Origin of the sequence: Wolbachia endosymbiont of Drosophila bocki (genome assembly GCF_028982005.1) — a bacterium.
Taxonomy (GTDB): Bacteria; Pseudomonadota; Alphaproteobacteria; order Rickettsiales; family Anaplasmataceae; genus Wolbachia; species Wolbachia pipientis.
In genome coordinates, this window is record NZ_JAPQLG010000215.1 from 1 (window position 1) to 18,533 (window position 18,533).

Consider the following 18,533-nt stretch of genomic DNA (forward strand, 5'->3'; position numbering starts at 1 on the left):
TTATAATGAATTTTGTCAGTAACTGCCAGTTCTTTTCACTTGAGCGATGCAACAAAGCCATCCCAGTGTCACGCACTGGGATGACAAGAAGAGGGTACTTGAATAAGAGGCATTGCCCTCCTGGTAGACTCAAATTGCAATGTTCGTGTAGTTATGGATTCATTCGCGGTATCTCATCCGCTAACAAGCAGCGGAATGACGAGGTCTTTCGATAGTAAATCTTACCTATGTTAGCTATACCAAAAAATCAAGAGTAAAAAAGTCGTGTAACTCTATTTATTCATTAATAAAATCTTTGTCTTCTCCTAAAAATTAGTTAAAATGTAGGATATTTTGTGTTATTAAGTTAGCACTTGACTTAACTTTAGTTGTTACTTAGACTGCTAAAGTGGAATTTTAATTTTTTTTACGAGGACAATTATGCATTATAAAAAGTTTTTTTCAGCAGCCGCTTTAGCAACGTTGCTAGGTTTATCAAACTCTGCTTTTTCAGATCCTGTTGGTCCAATAAGTGATGAAGAAACTAGCTACTACGTTCGTTTGCAATACAACGGTGAAATTTTACCTCTTTTCACAAAAGTTGATGGTATTACCTATAAGAAAGACAATAGTGATTACAGTCCATTAAAAGCGTCTTTTATAGCTGGTGGTGGTGCGTTTGGTTACAAAATGGACGACATCAGGGTTGATGTTGAAGGAGTTTATTCATACCTAAACAAAAATGATGTTACAGGTGCAAAATTTACGCCAGATACTATTGCAGACAGTTTAACAGCAATTTCAGGACTAGTTAACGTTTATTACGATATAGCAATTGAAGATATGCCTATCACTCCATATATTGGTGTTGGTGTTGGTGCAGCGTATATTGGCACTCCTTTGAAAGACGCTGTGAATGATCAAAAAAGTAAATTTGGTTTTGCTGGTCAAGTAAAAGCTGGTGTTAGTTATGATGTAACTCCGGAAGTCAAACTTTATGCTGGAGCTCGTTATTTCGGTTCTTTTGGTGCTCATTTTGATAAAGATGCTGCTGCAGGCAAAGACAAAGGGGAACTCAAAGTTCTTTACAGCACTGTTGGTGCAGAAGCTGGAGTAGCGTTTAATTTCTAGTCTATCTCAGTCTTGTTATCCCAGTGGGGTTTTTCTTGTCATCCAAGTAGCATGACACTGGGGTCTAGAAAAAAGAAATGTGGATTCCAGTGTCAAGGCACTGGAATAACACTGTTTGCTATGTGTTTAAGCTGTAACGTTTACCATTGTACTGGTAGAATATCATCTAAAGTTACATAATGTTATCCAATTAGCTGACACTGCGGCCTACTGTCTCCAAGAAATTAGATGAAAAATTTGTACTTTTTTCAAATCAAAGCTTGAGTTTTTGCTGGAAAATCAATATATTATATGCATGAAGTTTTAATTTAAGTTGTTATGTTGACCCCAATGGCAAGCTTATGTGTCGATAGCAGAACCAGTCTCATGCAATATATTGCTAGGGTGCAAAAATTTCCTATGCTGTCTCAAGAGGAAGAGGTACGATTAGCAAAAAATTGGAACCAATATAAGGATGTTTCTTCTGCTCATAAATTGATTACCAGCCATTTGAATTTGGTAGTGAAAATTGCAATGAAATTCAAAAATTATGGACTATTGTTGATGGACCTGGTCATGGAAGGAAATATGGGTTTAATGCATGCAGTGAAAAAGTTTAATCCTGATTTAGGGTTTCGTTTTTCAACTTATGCGGTGTGGTGGATTGAAGCTTCAATAAAAGACTTTATATTGAAATCTTGGTCGTTTGTGAAAATAGGCACAACGCAAGCACAAAGAAGATTGTTTTTTAGTTTACGTAAAATAAAAAAAAGAATTTTACAGTATACAAACAGGGAAACCTTAAATAATGAAGAAATAAAAGCAATATCTAATGAGCTTTCTGTATCCGAAGGAGACGTTCTGCAGATGAATTACCGTATGGCTTGTAAGGATCAGTCGCTAAACGATTGCATAAAAATAGGTGATGACTCTAAAAGGGAGCTACAAGATATGATCCCATGTAACTTGGTTAGTCAAGAAGTAACCTATCAGAATCATGAAGAAAAAGAATTAAAAGAAACAATTTTAAACAATGCACTAGCGAGCCTCAACGAAAGGGCAAGAGACATTTTTATCAGTAGATATTTGTCTGAAAACATTCAAACTCTGGATGAACTTAGTAAAAAATATTGTGTTTCAAGAGAAAGAATAAGGCAGTTGGCTGGGCAGGCGATGGCTAAGGTAAAACAATATATACAATCTGAAAGTTTGAAATTTGGTTTGCATGCGTAGTTTTTTTATATTTCTAATATTTTTTTCGATAGGCGCTTTTGCATCGGTTAGTGATGTACAATTGAAGGAAAAATATAAAGATTGGCTCGTGTATACTGCATTGGAAGATAGAGAGAAAGTATGTTATATTGTATCCTATCCTAAAAAAAGAAGCGAATATTATACAACCAATCGCAAGCCGTATGTAATGGTTAGTTATGTTGATAAAAAAGCAGATGAGGTAAGCGTTACCTCTGGTTTTCAGTATGATAAGGAGCCTGTAGCTCTCAATATCGACAAAAAAATTAAATATACACTGCCCATAATACAGGGAAGTTTTGCGTGGGCAGAGCATACAAAAATAGATCAAGATCTCATTCTAAAAATGAAGCAGGGATTATCAATGGTAGTTAATGGAAAAACAAAAACAGTGACCATTGATGATACTTATTCCCTACTTGGTTTTCAAAAAGCGTATCAAAAAATGCATGATTTATGCCATACAAAGTAAGTTATTGTAACAGAATAGGTAATTTTCCAGTTGTAGCATAAAACAGACTGCCCTTTCGATAAATAGCACTTTACTTTATATGGGATGTGGATATCATTTAAAACATATTTTTGAGAGTTAGCAATGTCAGAGGTTGCAGGTGTAGATACAGAAATCAAAAAGCAAAATTCTGTGTGCAAGCAGATGCGTTTTAGCGTGAGCCGCACAAGTCTTTTAAATACATTATCCAGAGTAAGTGGAGTGGTTGAAAGGCGTAATGCAATAGATGTTTTGGCGTGTATAAATATCAAAGCACAACACGGCAGCATAAAATTAATGGCAACTGATCTTGACATTTCAATGTTTGCCTCACTTGCTGCAACCGTATTAACAGAAGGAGAAGTAAAAATTTCAGCGCATACTTTACATGACATAGTGAAGAAGTTACCCGCTGATTTGGATGTCAATTTTGGAGTAAACAACCAAGGAAAATTATTGATGTCTTGCGGAAATGCAAACTTTTCTTTACCGAATGTAGTTTCAAGCAGCTTTCCTGCTCTTGAAGAAGACAATTATAAACATGATTTTACTCTACTAAATACAGACCTGATAGACTTATTAACTAAAACAAAATTTGCTGTATCACTAGATGATACAAGGTATAATTTAAATGGAATATATCTACATACAGATGAGCAATTTCTGTACTGCGTTGCAACTGATGGCCATCGTTTATCATGTATAAAGAGGCCAAAGCGTGGGAACATCAATGGCGAATTTGGTGTGATCATTCCACGTAAAACTGTTATGGAGCTGTTAAAAATATTGGACGATTGTAATGAAATTAAAGTAAAACTCTCAGACAGAAAAATCAAGTTTACATGCGGTGAATATATTCTAATATCAAAATTAATAGATGGAACTTTTCCAAATTATAAAGCAGTTATTCCAGCATCTCAAGATAAGCATATGATTATTGAAAGTAAAAAACTTTCAGACGTTATAGATCGAGTTTCCGTTGTTGTATCTGATAAAGTAAAATCTATTAAATTCTCACTACAAGAAAAGCTGCTAACTCTGCATTCAAACTCCCAAGAGTGCAGTGATGCAACTGAATCCATAGAAGTGGACTACAATGAAGCCCCTATAGAAATAGGGTTCAACTCGCGTTATTTACTTGATGTTCTATCCTGCATAAAAAATAAATGTAAGTTTAGCTTAGCCGATGGTAATAGTGCTACAATTATCACTGATGAAGACGATTCAAGTGCATTATATGTAGTAATGCCAATGAGAACTTAAACTCGTCATCTTGCTGCTTGTTAGCGGAATCTGGAGATACCGTGGCGGTATGGCACTTATTTCACTAGCTTTTATTAAATTAGTAATCTATCTTTACCAAATATAAGCCAAAAGGTGGTGCAGTAACTCCAGCGGCACTTCTTTTGCATTGGTTCAATATATTTAGCATTTCTTGCGGATTGGTTCTATTTTTTCCAAATTCAACTAAAGTACCCACAATAATCCTCACTTGGTTATGTAAAAAGGAAATAGCAGATATTTTGATGTGTATATGATTCCCATTTTGTATTATATCGATATCATCAATTGTTCTTATCGGATTTGCGGCTTGACAATCTTTTGAACGGAAACTTGAAAGGTCATGTTTTCCAAGTAGATGTTTAGCAGCTTCACGCATAATATTTACATCAAGTGGGCTAAACACTTGCCATACATAACCCGTCTCCAGAGCGGCAGGAGCATAGCGATTAACTATTCTATATTCGTAATATCTTTTTTTTGCTGAAAACCGTGCGTGAAACGCATCATCTACAACTTCTGCATTAAGCACGACTATAGGAATTGATTTTAAATGATAGTTTATTGCATTCCTTATTCTATAAAGCTCAAATTCCTTTTCCATATCAAAATGAGCAACTTGTCCTAAAGCATGAACTCCTGCATCAGTCCTGCCACCACAGTACAAAGTAACTTTCTCACCACTAAAATTAAATATAGCATTTTCTATCTTCTCCTGGATTGAGTTAGCAGAGTGTTGCTGTTTTTGCCAACCAGAGAAATTACTACCATTATATTCTACCGTTATTTTGTATCGCACTGCATTACATCAAGCTCTATCTAAAATAGTCATTTTCTATCTTAACATAATTTATGGTCAAGCCTACAGTGCTGCCACTCCCATAAAGTAGTTCGTCCAATCTTAAATCTTGCTGCCACTGCTTCTCTGCTTTCTCCTTCGTCTAGCGCCTCCATTGCTTTTTTTCTTAAATCATAACTATATGCTGCTGGCATTCAACCTCCTTATCATTATCTATCCTTATCACATCCGGACTTCTATGAAAAGAGCTATAAATCGTGAAAAAGAACTGCTCATTAAGTGCTGTTTGCTTAATAAATTTACTGACATTGGTATGGCTAAATTCGAAATGGCTACATGAATTTATCGTAAATTATTACCGTATAAGGTACGATGCGACAAAGCCACCCCAGTGTCAGCTACTCGGATGACACCGTCATAAAGGAACCAGTGTTAGCTACTTGGATGACAACCATTGTGCTTGAGGCAAAATTGACTATCACTTCTTTTTATAGAGCTTGCTCCAAACTTTGTTGTTAGTTAATACAAAAAACACTGTTAAAATTATAAAATACGCCACTACTTTTAATCCAAGTTTATGCCGGCGCTCTAATTCTGGCTCTGCTGCCCATTGTAAAAAATTTATCACATCATACGCCATATTTTCAACTGTGGCTTGCCTTGCACCATCATATTCCACCATTCCTTCAGAAAGTGGTGGCGCCATAGCTAATCTGCCTGTTGGAAAATACGAATTAAAATATAAATCATTTTCATCGTGTTCGCCGTTTTGATAGCCTGTTAACAATGAATAGACATAATTTGCACCATCATGCCTTGCTTTAATAATTAATGATAAGTCTGGTGGGACTGCACCATTGTTGCTTGCTGCAGCTGCTTCTTTTGTATCAAAAGGCGCAATAAAATAATCCGAAGGTACTCCAGGTCTGTCAAACATTTCACCCAAATCATTCGGACCATCTTTAACTTGATAAGAAGCTGCTATTTGTTTTACATCTTCTTCAGAAAAACCGACATCTTGCAAATTACGAAATGCTACCCTATTCATTGAATGACAAGCAGCACAGACTTCTTTATACACTTTATAGCCACGCTGAATTGACTCTCTATCGAAAGATCCGACAATTCCATCAAATTTCCAGTCTATTCTCTTATTTGGTGATGATTTAAATTCTTCTGCAGATATAAGACTAGATAGAAATAACATGCAGAAGATTGCAAATACATTAGATCCCATGCATAACCACTGTTTTAGTAAATTTCGAATTGATGTCATGCAAGTAGCTGACACTGGAATCCAGCTTATTTCATCACTGACATTATGGTTATCATGCACTCCTAGAATCTGTTGTCCATTGCATGATTTGTAAGTATTTTTATACCTGGATCCCAGTGTCAAGCACTGGGATGACAACGGAAGATGGTGGAATGACACTGTGTGTTGTATACAACGTTCATACAATTGTGTACATGATGCTGGAATCCATTTATTTTTTTTCTGGATCCCAGTGTCAAGCACTGGGATGACAAAAGAGGGCTCTGGGATGACAGAGAATTTTGTAAGAGATCTGCTTTGAATTGACATCACCTCATCTCCGGCACAGAATCACTTAAGGTTTTTGGTGGTTCTTTTGGCTTTTCATACTTACCAAGCAGTGGTAAAACTATCACAAAGTATGCAAAGTAATAAAGAGTAGATAGCCTACTCATAGTGATGTAAGGCTCTTTTACCTCTTGTCCTCCAAGCCAGGCAAGAAGTACAAAATTTATTGCAAAAACCCAAAAAAATTTCTTAAACACCGGGCGATAAGCACCACTTTTAACTTTTGATTTATCAAGCCAAGGTAACAAAAACCACACTAAAATAGACGCAAACATGGTAAGCACACCAGTAAGTTTATCTGGAATTGAACGTAGCATTGCATAAAAAGGTAAAAAATACCACTCTGGCACTATATGTACCGGAGTGACCATAGAATCAGCTTCTATATAATTGTCTGGATGCCCAAGATAATTGGGAGCATAGAAAACAAATGCGAACAAAACTACAAAAAACAGACCAAAAGTTATGCAATCCTTGACTACATAATAAGGACAGAGAGGGATGGTATCCTTATCTGATTTTACCTCCACTCCACTTGGGTTACCAGAGCCAAACCTATGCAGAGCTGTCACATGAAGCATAGCTAAAGCAATAATAACAAAAGGCAGAAGATAATGCAGAGCGAAAAAACGGTTAAGTGTTGGGTTATCCACTGAAAAACCACCCCATAACCATATAACTATTTTATTGCCAATTAAAGGTATAGCAGAAAATAAGTTGGTTATAACTGTTGCACCCCAGAAACTCATTTGTCCCCAAGGCAATACATACCCCATAAAGGCAGTTGCCATCATTGCAAAAAATATAAATATTCCAATAAACCACACCATCTCTCTCGGTCTTTTATAAGATCCGTAATATAATCCACGCATTATATGAACATAGACTACCATAAAGAAGAGCGATGCTCCAACAGCGTGAGTGTAGCGTATTAACCACCCGTAATTCACATCTCGCATTATGCGCTCTACACTATTAAACGCATAATCAACATGCGGAGCGTAGTGCATAGCAAGAAATATACCTGTTATTATTTGTAAAATCAGCGCTATACCAGCCAAAGAGCCAAAGTTCCAAGCATAATTTAAGTTTTTTGGCACTTGGTAAGAAGCAGTGTGTCTTAGAAAAGAAAATATAGGCAATCTATACTCTATCCATCCTAATATGCCTTTTTCTTCTTTTATTGTTTCTTTTTTGTTATCTTCCTGCATAACTTAAACCTTTCTGAACACATGTCCATTGCTACTTTTATCTTATTTTTTTATTGTAGCAACTTATCCTTTACGCACAAATAAAAACTTTAAAGCAATATTAATTACCTCTTCAGCAACCTGTCACGTGCTGCGTTTAATTTTTGTGCAAAATATTCCGAGCCTCCTTTGTCTGGGTGAACTAATTTCATTAAATTTTGATATGCTTTATTGATTTCATTTTGGTTCGCTCCAGAATCTATTCCTAGCACTTTAAATGCTCCATCTCTGAACATGTTACTACTACCAGACTAGTATGATTTTGTCTTGTAAATTTATTCAACAACCCTATTCTAACTATATAATGAAAAATTATCTACAAAGTGTTTATGAAGATGGTATGAAAATCCAACTATCTAAAGTCAACAAATATTTATTAGTTTTACTGATTACTGTCTCAGCATTTCTCATATCTGGGCAAGTATCCAGTTCAAGCAATATCGAGAATGATTTTCAAGATTTACAAGAAAAATTACCATTATTGAAAGATCAGGATTTGTTATTTTTAGATCCAGCTTCAGCTTTAAATTATGGTGATAGGGCAGGTAAAAAAGTGTTAATGGTTATAGTTCACCATACTGAAACATCAACACTAAAAGGTACAAAAGATACGCTGAATGCTAGAGGATTGTCAGTTCATTTTATTGTCGATAGGGATGGCAGCATCACCTTAATGGTTCCATTAGAGAAAGAAGCATGGCATGCTGGTATTAGTTATGCAAGAGTTAAGGTAGATAGTAAGCTTGAAGAGTTACGGAAGCTTAACAACTATTCTGTAGGTATTGAAATTGTAAACACAGGACTTGAGCCTTTTCCGGAAGAGCAAATGAGATCTGTTAAAGAGCTGATTTTATACCTTATGGAGCGTTTTAAAATTAAAAGGGATATGATATTTAGTCATTCTGAAATAGGAACTATAGTGTATGATCCAGAGCTTGGCTATACAATGCGTAAATCAGATCCACACAAATTGTTTGATTGGGAGTTATTAGAGAAAAATGAAATTGGATTGCACATAAGTGACAGAATAAACCCTAAAGATGCTAAACACAAAATGGGCAAAACATTGTATAAAGCAGGTGATAGAAATGAAGGTATTTTGAAATTAAAACAAAGGCTGAACAGATTTTTCTATAAGATAGAACCTTGGAATGATAAGAAAGGTAATGTAATTTTTCCTGATAATAATGCTGATTACTCAGATGAGTTTGATGAGAATTTTGTATGGGTTATTTATCAGTTTTCAATACATAATTTACCAAGAGAAATTAGAAAAGATCTACCTCTTAAACTAGAACAAGCAGATATATTTCCTGAATTCTTTAGTGAATATAGTCATGGCATTTCTTCTAGTTATCTAACCTTTAGTGAAAAAATTAAATCGACTCTACAACCATGTTTAAGCAAAGTAGATTATGAGAATTTATTATCTTCTCTTGCACAATATGAGAATAACATTTCTTCTGATGCATCTGCCACTTTAATGTACAAAATTAAGTTATACTATGATTCTTATTTAAGATATCGCATATGGTCTTCACTCTATAAACCATTTAAGCTTAATGTATTTGAAGAGTTAGAGATTTTAAAGAGTGGAGTGTTATCTTTAAAATCACTAGATAGCTCTAAAGCTGCAGAAGTTTCCAGTTTAATTGATAGCTTTAAAGCAGATATTTCTTTAGAACTTCGGGATTTTGAGAAACAGTGGTTTCAAGAGTTTAAGAATGCTTGGAGACAAGAATTTATACCTTCCCTGAAAGAACAGATAACATGGACTGCATTACATGAAGCAATATTGGAGTATTTAGAAAAAGCAAAGGAAGAAATTTGTTAAACGAAAACTTTTTTTAAGATCATTTTTTCAGCAATTTATCACGTGCCGCGTTTAACTTTTGTGCAAAATATTCCGAACCTCCCTTATCTGGGTGAACTAACTTCATTAAATTTTGATATGCTTTATTGATTTCATTTTGACTTGCCTCGGGATTCAGCCCTAGTATCTTTAATGCTTCATCTTTGGACATGTTATCACCAGTGTAATTTTCAGTACAACTTCTACTGCTATTAAATTCGTTCAAAAATTTACTCAATATAGAGTTCATCATGAAACTTATGTTATTTTTTTTTGTCAGGAAAAGAAAAAATACAACAACGCTAGGCAAGACAAATGTAACTACTATGAATATCAAAAAAAGGAAAAAGATGAATGACATGTATATTTTTTTATCATTTTATGATTAAATAGTAACAATTATAATCGTCATGGTAAATAACATGTTCATCCAGATTGAAGAAACACCAAACCCAAATACGCTAAAATTCCTTCCTGGATTTGAAATTTTAAACGAAGGAGAAACGGCTGATTTTTCAAATGCAGATGAAATAAAAAACTCCAAGTTAGCAGCAAATCTTTTTCAAATAGAATATGTAGTGAGAGTGTTTTTTGGTCATGATTTTATTTCAGTAACAAAATTGGGTGGAATTAATTGGGATACATTAAAAGTAGAAATTTTAACTACAATCATGGATCACTTTACTTCAGGTGGAAAAGCACTAGATAAAGAAGGAGTAAATGATAATAATATACCGGATGAAGAATTTTTTGATAAAAATGATATAGAAATTGTAAATAGAATAAAAGAATTAATGGAAAGTTATATCAAACCTGCAGTTGCTCAAGATGGTGGCGATATCAAATTTCGTGGCTATAAAGACGGGATAGTTTATGTTGAGTTACAAGGAGCCTGCTCTGGATGCCCAAGTGCTGCAATTACCCTCAAGCAAGGAGTGCAGAATATGCTGAGCTACCACATACCAGAGATTGCAGGTATAGAGACCACACTATGACTAATCAAACGGTTAGAGGAACAAAAGATCTCCTGTTTGATGAATGGTACAAGTTTAAATACATTCAGCAAACAGCAAATAGAATCTCAAGTCTATACGGCTTTTTGCCCGCCCAAACTCCAATATTTGAATACACGGAGGTTTTTACAAAAACCTTAGGTGATAGCTCAGATATCATCACTAAAGAGATGTATAGCTTCAATGATAAAGGGGGAAAGAGCATAACTTTACGTCCTGAGTTCACTGCAGCGATTGTCAGGCTACTCATTGAAAAAAAACTGCAAACACCGATAAAATTATTCTCAACAGGGCCTGCATTTCGTTACGAAAGACCGCAAAAGGGAAGACAAAGGCAATTTCATCAGATAAATTTTGAGGTTTTTGGCATAGAAGATCCAAAAGCTGATATTGAATTGATATCACTCGCTCAGCACTTACTAACTGAATTTGGCATCAATAAAAATGTAAAGCTGGAAATCAACTCTTTAGGTGATGGTGAAACAATAACTAAATATAGAGAAGCTTTGATCTTGTACTTTACAAAGTATCAAAATGATCTATCAGAAGATAGCAAAAATAGGTTGATCAAAAGTCCACTCAGAATACTGGATTCCAAGGATGAGAAAGATAAATCAATAATTTCTGATGCGCCTAAAATCAGCAATTATTATACGAAAGAGTCCTCAGATTTCTTTGAACAAATACTAAATGGATTAACAATTCTTGATATACCTTATACCGTAAACAATAAACTAGTTCGAGGCTTGGATTATTATTGCCACACAGTGTTTGAGTTTGTTACAGAGGATTTAGGTGCACAAGGGGCAGTTTTTGCCGGCGGAAGATACGATAATTTAGTATCTTCAGTAGGTGGAAAACACACTCCAGCAATAGGATTTGCAGGGGGGATTGAGCGCATAATGGAGTTAATCAATTATTCTCCGAAAGAAGAGCGACCTATTTACCTAATTCCGATCGGCAGAGAGGCTGAAGAATATGCTCTAACACTTGCGAATGAATTGCGCAGAAATAGTTTATATGTAAGTTACGAACACAGTGGGACAGTTAAAAATCGCATGAAGAAAGCAAGTCAAGCAAATGCTAAAATTGCATTGATCTTTGGCAATGATGAGTTAAACAACAATACTGTTAAAGTAAAAAATATGGATACAGGTGAAGAAAAAATAATCGCTCACGATAACATAATGGAAAATATCTAGTTAGGGGCAATGCAAATGTTTTTTTCAGTCAGCTATAGAAGAAAATTCGTCTGCGTAAGAATTTTTCATAGCATTCAATGTATCATAATCTGTAAAATCTAATTTTACCGGTGTAATAGTAATAAATCCTTCTTTTATTTTATTTACACTACCACTGCCTGAGTGCTCTCGAGACCAATTTAAGCTAAAAGAGCCATTCGAATTTTCAGTAAAAGTTAAATCCCCATCAATGTTATATTCACCTTGTTCAGCAAATTCTACTCCTTTTACTTTTTCCGTAGCAGGAAAATTTACACTCATCACTATGTTTTTAGGCCAACCAACCTTAACTAGCTTGGCAATAACCTTTGGTGCAAAAACCTTTGTATTGTGCCAGTCTATTTTATTATGATAAACTTGGCTTAGCGCAATAGAAGGTATAGACCTTGCAGCACCTTCCATTACAGCACCAATTGTTCCTGAATAACAAATATCGTCCCCGACATTTGATCCAATATTTACTCCGGACAATATTAAGTCTGGTTTTTTATTCATAACTTTATTTAGCGCAATAATGACACAATCTGCAGGAGTACCAGACACACTAAATTCCCTTTCACTATGTTGGTTTATTCCAATAGATTGTTTCACTGGATAATCAAGAGATCTTGCAGCCCCGCTTCTATCAGTATCTGGTGCCACTATCCATATTTCTGACGCAAAATTCCGTGCAATCTCTTTGAGTAATTTTATTCCTTCACTTCCAAAGCCATCATCATTTGTTATCAATATTATCATATACAATACTCAGCTATACAGTTCCAAATTATGTAAATCACTGGCTGTAAATAAACTCATGAGGCTTTAGGTTTCTTTGCATAACTGTGAACTGTAACAAAGAACCTGCTGTAAATCAATAGATTTCTTGCACAGGCCATAACTGTCATTACAATAGAAACGAAAAAACTTGCTTGACAAACTCCGCCAGCCCCCTTATCACAAACACCGAAGCTATTTATTTATCTTCTCTGTACAGATTAAATGACAAAAAAACTCACGTGTCTGGCGTCTCATGTTTAATTTTTTGCACTATGCGCACCTTATGTCTTTATCAAACTTCTACCTACATAAGCTGAAACGCGCTTATAAAGCGTTTAAAACATAAAAAAACGCCAACTTAAAAAATGGATAGTGAATAACTAGCTACCCTAGGGTTTCTTTTGCCTTTTTTTCTGTTTAGTAAATTTCTTAAATATTTATAGCTAAACGACAACCGTCATCCCGCTGCTTGTTAGCGGGATCTAGGGATACCGCGAATGAATCGCGGTATGACGTAGGACTGCTGTCATTCCAGTCTGGAATCCAAAAAAAAGGATGATGTCATCCCAGTGCCCTGACTACTTGGATCCAGTTTTCTTTACAAATTCACAAAAAGTGCTTCATTCTATAACGCAAAACCCATACTCACCAAACCCAATGCATTACTTGCAATTAAGTTTCCTGGATCCAAGTAGTCAAGCTACTCGGATGACACCCTTTTGGATGGAGACCAGTGTCAGCTACTTTCATGACACCATTCTTTTTTCTGGATCCAAGTAGTCAGGGCACTAGGATGACAAGAGAAAGAGGCTACTGGGATGACAGCTACCCTGACAATCGTCATCCCACTACGTGTTAGCGGGATCTAGAGATACCACGGCGGTATGACGGTTCGCAGCGGTATAGTAACTCGTCATCCCGCTGCTTGTTAGCGGGATCTCTTGTTAGCGGATGAGATACCGCGAATGAATCGCGGTATGACGTGTTGAAACAATCCGATAAGGTAAGCCTCGTCATCCCGCTACGTGTTAGCGGGATCTAGAGATACCGCGGCGGTATGACGTGTTGCTTGGGTCAGCTATAGTATTTCTTAAAATTAATAATAAATTTCTTGGCTAGCAAGAAGCTGTAAATTTTTTTGCGAGACCTAAGCCGCTTTTGATATAGCTAAAGGTTTACTGATGATTTGTCTCATTCCACTACCTGCTGACTTACTTTCTGCTTAGCATATCCATCAAATCAGATTCTTTGAGTTTACTATGGTCAACTTTACTGAACTTACTTACCATAGAGCTCATTTGATTATACTGCTTAATTAGAAGATTAATGTCAGTTACAGTTGTTCCGGACCCCTTAGAAATTCTAAGTCTTCTTTTGCCATTTAAAATATCTGGATTTTGCCTTTCTTTTTCAGTCATTGAGTTTATGATGGCTATATATTTTTTCACTTTATTGTCATCTGGCACACTGCTACTTAGCTTTTTTGTAAATGAACTAGGAATGAATTTCATTATGTTGCTAATGCCATCCATTTTACTCAGAGTTTTTAACATTCCCACTAGGTCGTTTAGGTCGAATTTACCTTTTTTCACTTTCTTTTGTAACTTATCAATTTCTCCCTGACCAACAATCTCAGCAGCTTTTTCAACCAATGATACAACATCACCCATGCTAAGTATCCTTTTTGCAATTCTATCGGGATAAAAATCATCGAGGTCACTTAATTTTTCACCACAAGCAATAAATTTAATTGGACAATCGGCGATCATTTTCATAGAAAGAGCAGCACCACCACGTGCATCACCATCAACACGGGTGAGAATAATGCCGGTTACACCTATTACCTCATTGAATGATTTGGCAATGTTGACCGCATCCTGGCCTATCATTGCGTCGGCTACTAAAATAACTTCTGCAGGTGAAGCTATTTCCTTTACGTCTTTCAACTCATTCATCATATTATTGTCAATATGAAGCCTGCCTGCAGTGTCTAGTATTAATACATCATAATTATCGTTCTTTGCTATTGCTATTGCCCTTTTTGTAATTGTAATGGGCTTCTCATCTATTACTACAGGTAAAGTTTGCACATCTATTTGTTTACCTAGCACTTCAAGTTGTTTCTGGGCAGCAGGCCTATAAATGTCTAAAGAGGCAAGCATCACTTTTTTCTTTTGCTTTTTTAGTTTTAAAGCAAGCTTTCCTGAGGTAGTTGTTTTACCTGCACCTTGTAAGCCCACCATCATAATCACAGCAGGGGGTTTAACTGCTAGATTTAAGTCACTTTTCTCTGATCCGAGAACTGCAACTAAATTATCCTGTACAATTTTAATTATCATTTGTGCTGGAGAAACACTTTTTATGACTTTTTCCCCAATCACTTTATCTTTAATGTCGTTGATGAATTTTTTTGCAACTTCAAGTGAAACGTCAGCTTCAATTAAGGCTATGCGTATTTCACGCATGGCAAGATTAAAATCACCTTCAGAAATGACTGACTTTCCTCTCAGTTTACTAAATACAGAATTTAAACTTTCAGTTAACGATTTAAACATAATAGCATTAGCAGAATACTCATTAAAAAGAGAGAAGAAGCTGAAACAAAACTCACTGAGTTATAACTCAGCACTTCTTTAAGTTTAGTAATATTATTAAAGTATAAACCAACAAGTGGATTAGTCAAGTTTTGCACTACGCTGGCAAACATTTCTCTAGTTTTAGAGACTAACTGATTGAACAGCAAGATAATATAGGGTATGAAAGCTCTAAAAATCCAATCAACATCCATTTTAAAATTTACTCTCGGGTAAAATAACTTGCGTAAAGGAATAAACAATAAAGTGGTACATAGTAATAAATTAAATTGCGACCAAATATTTTTTGTGTTGTACGCAAGATTAAAAATTGAAGGCTTATTGTAAATAGGTAAGTAAGGATTGCCAGCAATTACGCATATAAATGCTAAAATAATCATAGCCATTTTGCCTCCTCTCTCTGCTAAAGGTTTTGACTTACTTTTTGCAATAAATAAGTAATAAAGAAACTTTAGCCCCACGCTTAAATGAAGCAGCAAATTTAGAAGCTTATATAAATTTTTATACCCTTTTAAGGCAACAGTGTTCATTTCAATTTCAGCTGTGATATATGATTTACTGATAAATCCAACGGTTCCAGGAAATGCAGCCATTGTAAGTATTGCGATTATAGCACACATGCCTTCCACTGACATCAGTTTACCCACTCCATTAAAACTAATTGTTTTTGTTTGTGAAATAATCGAATTACTGACCACAAACAATAATGATTGATAAACAAGAGAGAAGATTATATGCAGTATCAAAATTGGTATTGCTTTTTCCGAAGGACTGAGCAAACTTCCTGCAATAATCAGCAAGCCCATTTGTCCTACAACGTTATAGCATAAAAATCTGCGAATATTTTGCTCAAGAGAAGCAAATATAATGCTGTAAATTGCAGTGATGGCGCCTACAAGCGCTAATATTTCAGTACAATCTTGCCATAGGTTATAAGTGTGTAAAAGCATCACTAAAAAAGAGACTTTAGTGGTAAATAAAGAGAGATATGTGGTGCCATGTAGCGATGCAGCAGGATATGCATCAACAACCCAAAATGAAAAAGGAAAACAAGCGCAGTTTATCAATAAACCCAAAATTATCAGGTTAGTGCTTTGAAGTGCCAATCCTGCTATTAATATAACTCCAACGAAAAAGTGTACACAAGCGTACCTTATTGCAGGTCCACCATCTCTACAGCTAGCTGCGATAATAAAAAATGCACTGATGGTCATTAATTCACAGAATATTATAACCAATATCATATGTTCAGATAAAACTGCATAAAGTGAACTAATAGTGTAAGCAGCAAAAGATAGCATCTTTGAAAAAGTCAAATTTTGTGCTGGTAGAACAGCTAAAAATGCAACTGATAAAAAAGATATTAGTATGGTACGAAAAGATAAATCAAAATCTAGAATTGGGAGAGACCAATTTACTGCAATGCTCAAATTTTCAGGTAATTTTAGGACTATAACTATTAATACAGTCAGTAGAAGTAACAGTGACGATTTATAAAGTTGCACAATAATTAAAACCAATATGGTTTATGCTATCTCAATATATGAATAAAATCAATTTGCATATTAACCACTAATTAAACTAATTATCATATAATTATATCAGAGTTTAGAGGGTTATAGAGAAACCGGTCAGATTAGGTTTTTAATCTAATCTGACCGATAGCTTTAATAGTGAGGTAAGCTTTTAATATAGCACTCCTAATTCATAACGCTACACTCGTGCATAATTTATTTTTAATTTGTGCACGAGCGTTAGTAAATTATTTACTTTTTGAAATAAAATTTGGCATCACTTTAATATTGAGATTTAGTAAACCTCAGTAGGTCTGCCAGTTGGGCCCATAAGAATTATTTGCTCGCCTTCTCTTAAGTGTCTGCATAAATTAGTGGAGCCGCCGATTTCCAGCACAATAGTGGAAATAATTCCTTTTTTTTTGTCTACTTCAGTGCCGGTTACGGCTATACCTTCCATAGCAAGGTTTGTATTATTGGCTTTTCTGCCATTGGTTTCAAAATTTTGCAATCTAAAGAATTGCCCAGGCTTAAAATTCTTTGCCGCAAGTGGTGCTTTGATCACTATTTCCACAACTTTGTCCGTTAAATATTGAACTTTTATAACCTTTGCAGTGAATTGCTCTTTGATTCTATTAAATAATTCTTTATTAGCCAGGTCTTCAACACTTGACCACGCATTTTTTTTCTGGCCCACAACATCACACACTGGAATGACAGAAACGAAGCTATTAACTCCACTCAAAAGCTGAGAAATAATAGGGTAGCCGTTTTTAGCACTTGCCATAGCTTTCACGACGCTGCCACTATACGAAGGGTGAAGATCACCAAAAAAGCTGATTGTTTTATTGCCTTGCTTATACACTAATATTCTATCTTTATTTGGCATTTTAGGAGAAAATATTGGGCCTATTTCTTTTCCTGATGAATTCAAATGAGTAAAATACCCATTACTTAATTTAAAATGCTTTTTATCTTCTGTTGCAATAACTGTATTTGGCTCAGTACCTGCTGCTATAAAAATAGAACGTGCTTTTATACGTTTGATTTCGCCGGATTTTGTGTCTATCAGTTTTATTAATTCAGCATGGTTATATTTATCCGTCACAACTTCAACTGGCTCTAAGTTTTCAATAAAGTAAATCCCTTCTGATAATGCGTTTTGCACCTCTTCGCTATTTAATCGATAACTTGGTGAATCTTTTAGCTCTTTTCTATATATAACTTTCACTCCCCCGAGGCTCTGCATTAACTCTAATATTTTTATTTCTCTACTCTCTTTTTTTGCTAACTTTTGCTTTTCTCGGATCAATTGTGCGTGCGATATAAACTCATTCGCAATTTCGCGTTCTTCTTCTGTCCAATCTTTTTCAACACAGTCCTTTCCATACTTATCAACTAATATCTCATAACGAAGAAGAAATTTTTCTACTTGAATTGGATAATACGCTAAAGCTTCAGTGGCAGTGTCAATCGCAGTAAGCCCCGCCCCTATGACAACTATCGGCATACGAACTTGCAGATTTGCTATAGAATCAAATTTAAGAGCGCCAGTCAGTTGTAACGACATCAGAAAATCAGATGCCATACGCACTCCACGAGCTAGTATGTTTTTTATTTTGATCATTCGTGGCTTACCAGAGCCAAGTGCTAGGGCGATGTGATCAAAACCCAAGTTGAACGCATCATCAACATTAATCGTGCCACCAAAACGAATGCCTCCATAAAGTGCGAAATGCTCACGTCTTTCCAGCAGTAATCTAATAATCTTTAAGTAATTCTTATCCCACCGAGAAG

At 35.3% G+C, this 18,533-nt stretch carries 17 protein-coding genes and 2 pseudogenes; 9 read left to right on the forward strand and 10 right to left on the reverse strand.

Going from position 1 to position 18,533, the window contains the following annotated elements:
• Positions 1 to 420: 420 nt before the first annotated feature.
• From OZD61_RS05530 to dnaN, 4 genes are all read left to right on the forward strand, one after another.
• Positions 421 to 1,110 (forward strand): P44/Msp2 family outer membrane protein, encoded by a 690-nt coding sequence (locus OZD61_RS05530; RefSeq protein ID WP_274980135.1) that lies wholly within the window; start codon positions 421 to 423, stop codon positions 1,108 to 1,110.
• A gap of 318 nt (positions 1,111 to 1,428) precedes the next feature.
• Positions 1,429 to 2,322, forward strand: coding sequence for an RNA polymerase factor sigma-32 (locus tag OZD61_RS05535; RefSeq protein ID WP_274980136.1), 894 nt, complete (start codon positions 1,429 to 1,431; stop codon positions 2,320 to 2,322).
• Positions 2,315 to 2,812 (forward strand): invasion associated locus B family protein, encoded by a 498-nt coding sequence (locus OZD61_RS05540; protein ID WP_274980137.1) that lies wholly within the window; start codon positions 2,315 to 2,317, stop codon positions 2,810 to 2,812. The genes OZD61_RS05535 and OZD61_RS05540 overlap by 8 nt, the downstream gene beginning before the upstream one ends.
• A gap of 123 nt (positions 2,813 to 2,935) precedes the next feature.
• Positions 2,936 to 4,093 (forward strand): DNA polymerase III subunit beta, encoded by a 1,158-nt coding sequence (gene dnaN, locus OZD61_RS05545; RefSeq protein WP_274980138.1) that lies wholly within the window; start codon positions 2,936 to 2,938, stop codon positions 4,091 to 4,093.
• 79 nt (positions 4,094 to 4,172) lie between these two features.
• Here the strand turns inward: dnaN and truA are convergent, their stop codons facing one another.
• Complete coding sequence (gene truA, locus OZD61_RS05550) at positions 4,173 to 4,910, reverse strand: tRNA pseudouridine(38-40) synthase TruA (RefSeq protein WP_010963021.1); 738 nt, start codon at positions 4,908 to 4,910, stop codon at positions 4,173 to 4,175.
• A gap of 71 nt (positions 4,911 to 4,981) precedes the next feature.
• Positions 4,982 to 5,104 (reverse strand): annotated as a pseudogene (locus OZD61_RS05555) (IS630 transposase-related protein); the annotation flags it as partial.
• Between the two features lie 47 nt (positions 5,105 to 5,151).
• Between OZD61_RS05555 and OZD61_RS05915 the strand changes: the two are divergent.
• Positions 5,152 to 5,250, forward strand: a pseudogene (locus OZD61_RS05915) (IS5 family transposase); the annotation flags it as partial.
• A 138-nt stretch (positions 5,251 to 5,388) separates the two neighbouring features.
• On the opposite strand, the gene OZD61_RS05560 reads toward OZD61_RS05915, so the two are convergent.
• From OZD61_RS05560 to OZD61_RS05570, 3 genes are all read right to left on the reverse strand, one after another.
• Positions 5,389 to 6,147 carry a cytochrome c1 gene (locus tag OZD61_RS05560; protein WP_274980146.1) on the reverse strand — a complete coding sequence of 253 codons (759 nt, stop codon included), beginning with the start codon at positions 6,145 to 6,147 and terminating at the stop codon, positions 5,389 to 5,391.
• 347 nt (positions 6,148 to 6,494) lie between these two features.
• A complete protein-coding gene (locus OZD61_RS05565) occupies positions 6,495 to 7,724 on the reverse strand; it encodes a cytochrome b (RefSeq protein ID WP_274980139.1) in 1,230 nt (409 codons plus the stop codon).
• Positions 7,725 to 7,828: 104 nt separating this feature from the next.
• Positions 7,829 to 7,999, reverse strand: a complete 171-nt coding sequence (locus OZD61_RS05570; protein ID WP_010082675.1) for a J domain-containing protein — start codon at positions 7,997 to 7,999, stop codon at positions 7,829 to 7,831.
• 68 nt (positions 8,000 to 8,067) lie between these two features.
• Between OZD61_RS05570 and OZD61_RS05575 the strand changes: the two genes are divergently transcribed.
• Complete coding sequence (locus OZD61_RS05575) at positions 8,068 to 9,597, forward strand: N-acetylmuramoyl-L-alanine amidase (protein WP_274980140.1); 1,530 nt, start codon at positions 8,068 to 8,070, stop codon at positions 9,595 to 9,597.
• A gap of 19 nt (positions 9,598 to 9,616) precedes the next feature.
• Here the strand turns inward: OZD61_RS05575 and OZD61_RS05580 are convergent, their stop codons facing one another.
• Positions 9,617 to 9,868 carry a J domain-containing protein gene (locus OZD61_RS05580; protein WP_274980141.1) on the reverse strand — a complete coding sequence of 84 codons (252 nt, stop codon included), beginning with the start codon at positions 9,866 to 9,868 and terminating at the stop codon, positions 9,617 to 9,619.
• A 169-nt stretch (positions 9,869 to 10,037) separates the two neighbouring features.
• Between OZD61_RS05580 and OZD61_RS05585 the strand changes: the two genes are divergently transcribed.
• Both OZD61_RS05585 and hisS read left to right on the forward strand, forming a co-directional pair.
• A complete protein-coding gene (locus OZD61_RS05585; protein ID WP_274980147.1) occupies positions 10,038 to 10,610 on the forward strand; it encodes a NifU family protein in 573 nt (190 codons plus the stop codon).
• The gene (gene hisS / locus OZD61_RS05590; protein ID WP_274980142.1) at positions 10,607 to 11,830 is read left to right on the forward strand and encodes a histidine--tRNA ligase; all 1,224 of its coding nucleotides are present in this window, start codon (positions 10,607 to 10,609) and stop codon (positions 11,828 to 11,830) included. Before OZD61_RS05585 ends, hisS begins: the two co-directional genes overlap by 4 nt.
• Positions 11,831 to 11,854: 24 nt before the next feature.
• Here the strand turns inward: hisS and surE are convergent, their stop codons facing one another.
• On the reverse strand, positions 11,855 to 12,607 hold the full coding sequence (surE, locus tag OZD61_RS05595) for a 5'/3'-nucleotidase SurE (RefSeq protein WP_182320897.1): 753 nt from the start codon (positions 12,605 to 12,607) through the stop codon (positions 11,855 to 11,857).
• A 754-nt stretch (positions 12,608 to 13,361) separates the two neighbouring features.
• Between surE and OZD61_RS05600 the strand changes: the two genes are divergently transcribed.
• Positions 13,362 to 13,487 (forward strand): hypothetical protein, encoded by a 126-nt coding sequence (locus OZD61_RS05600; RefSeq protein WP_264705915.1) that lies wholly within the window; start codon positions 13,362 to 13,364, stop codon positions 13,485 to 13,487.
• A gap of 352 nt (positions 13,488 to 13,839) precedes the next feature.
• Here OZD61_RS05600 and ffh read toward each other — a convergent pair whose 3' ends face one another.
• The 3 genes from ffh to OZD61_RS05615 form a co-directional block, all read right to left on the reverse strand.
• Complete coding sequence (ffh, locus tag OZD61_RS05605; protein ID WP_274980143.1) at positions 13,840 to 15,183, reverse strand: signal recognition particle protein; 1,344 nt, start codon at positions 15,181 to 15,183, stop codon at positions 13,840 to 13,842.
• Entirely contained in the window at positions 15,168 to 16,727 is a 1,560-nt protein-coding gene (locus OZD61_RS05610; protein WP_274980144.1) for a proton-conducting transporter transmembrane domain-containing protein, read from the reverse strand. Before OZD61_RS05610 ends, ffh begins: the two co-directional genes overlap by 16 nt.
• Before the next feature lie 304 nt (positions 16,728 to 17,031).
• A partial coding sequence (locus OZD61_RS05615; protein WP_274980145.1) for an FAD-dependent oxidoreductase occupies positions 17,032 to 18,533 on the reverse strand: 1,502 nt, incomplete at its 5' end.

Bases quoted from the DNA above. Each gene is read 5' to 3' on its own strand.
- OZD61_RS05565 (WP_274980139.1), bottom strand. From the start codon at position 7,724: ATGCAGGAAGATAACAAAAAAGAAACAATAAAAGAAGAAAAAGGCATA.
- OZD61_RS05570 (WP_010082675.1), bottom strand. From the start codon at position 7,999: ATGTTCAGAGATGGAGCATTTAAAGTGCTAGGAATAGATTCTGGAGCG.
- OZD61_RS05585 (WP_274980147.1), top strand. From the start codon at position 10,038: ATGTTCATCCAGATTGAAGAAACACCAAACCCAAATACGCTAAAATTC.
- OZD61_RS05575 (WP_274980140.1), top strand. From the start codon at position 8,068: ATGAAAAATTATCTACAAAGTGTTTATGAAGATGGTATGAAAATCCAA.
- OZD61_RS05560 (WP_274980146.1), bottom strand. From the start codon at position 6,147: ATGGGATCTAATGTATTTGCAATCTTCTGCATGTTATTTCTATCTAGT.
- OZD61_RS05540 (WP_274980137.1), top strand. From the start codon at position 2,315: ATGCGTAGTTTTTTTATATTTCTAATATTTTTTTCGATAGGCGCTTTT.
- hisS (WP_274980142.1), top strand. From the start codon at position 10,607: ATGACTAATCAAACGGTTAGAGGAACAAAAGATCTCCTGTTTGATGAA.
- ffh (WP_274980143.1), bottom strand. From the start codon at position 15,183: ATGTTTAAATCGTTAACTGAAAGTTTAAATTCTGTATTTAGTAAACTG.
- OZD61_RS05535 (WP_274980136.1), top strand. From the start codon at position 1,429: ATGTTGACCCCAATGGCAAGCTTATGTGTCGATAGCAGAACCAGTCTC.
- OZD61_RS05580 (WP_274980141.1), bottom strand. From the start codon at position 9,868: ATGATGAACTCTATATTGAGTAAATTTTTGAACGAATTTAATAGCAGT.
- dnaN (WP_274980138.1), top strand. From the start codon at position 2,936: ATGTCAGAGGTTGCAGGTGTAGATACAGAAATCAAAAAGCAAAATTCT.
- OZD61_RS05530 (WP_274980135.1), top strand. From the start codon at position 421: ATGCATTATAAAAAGTTTTTTTCAGCAGCCGCTTTAGCAACGTTGCTA.
- surE (WP_182320897.1), bottom strand. From the start codon at position 12,607: ATGATAATATTGATAACAAATGATGATGGCTTTGGAAGTGAAGGAATA.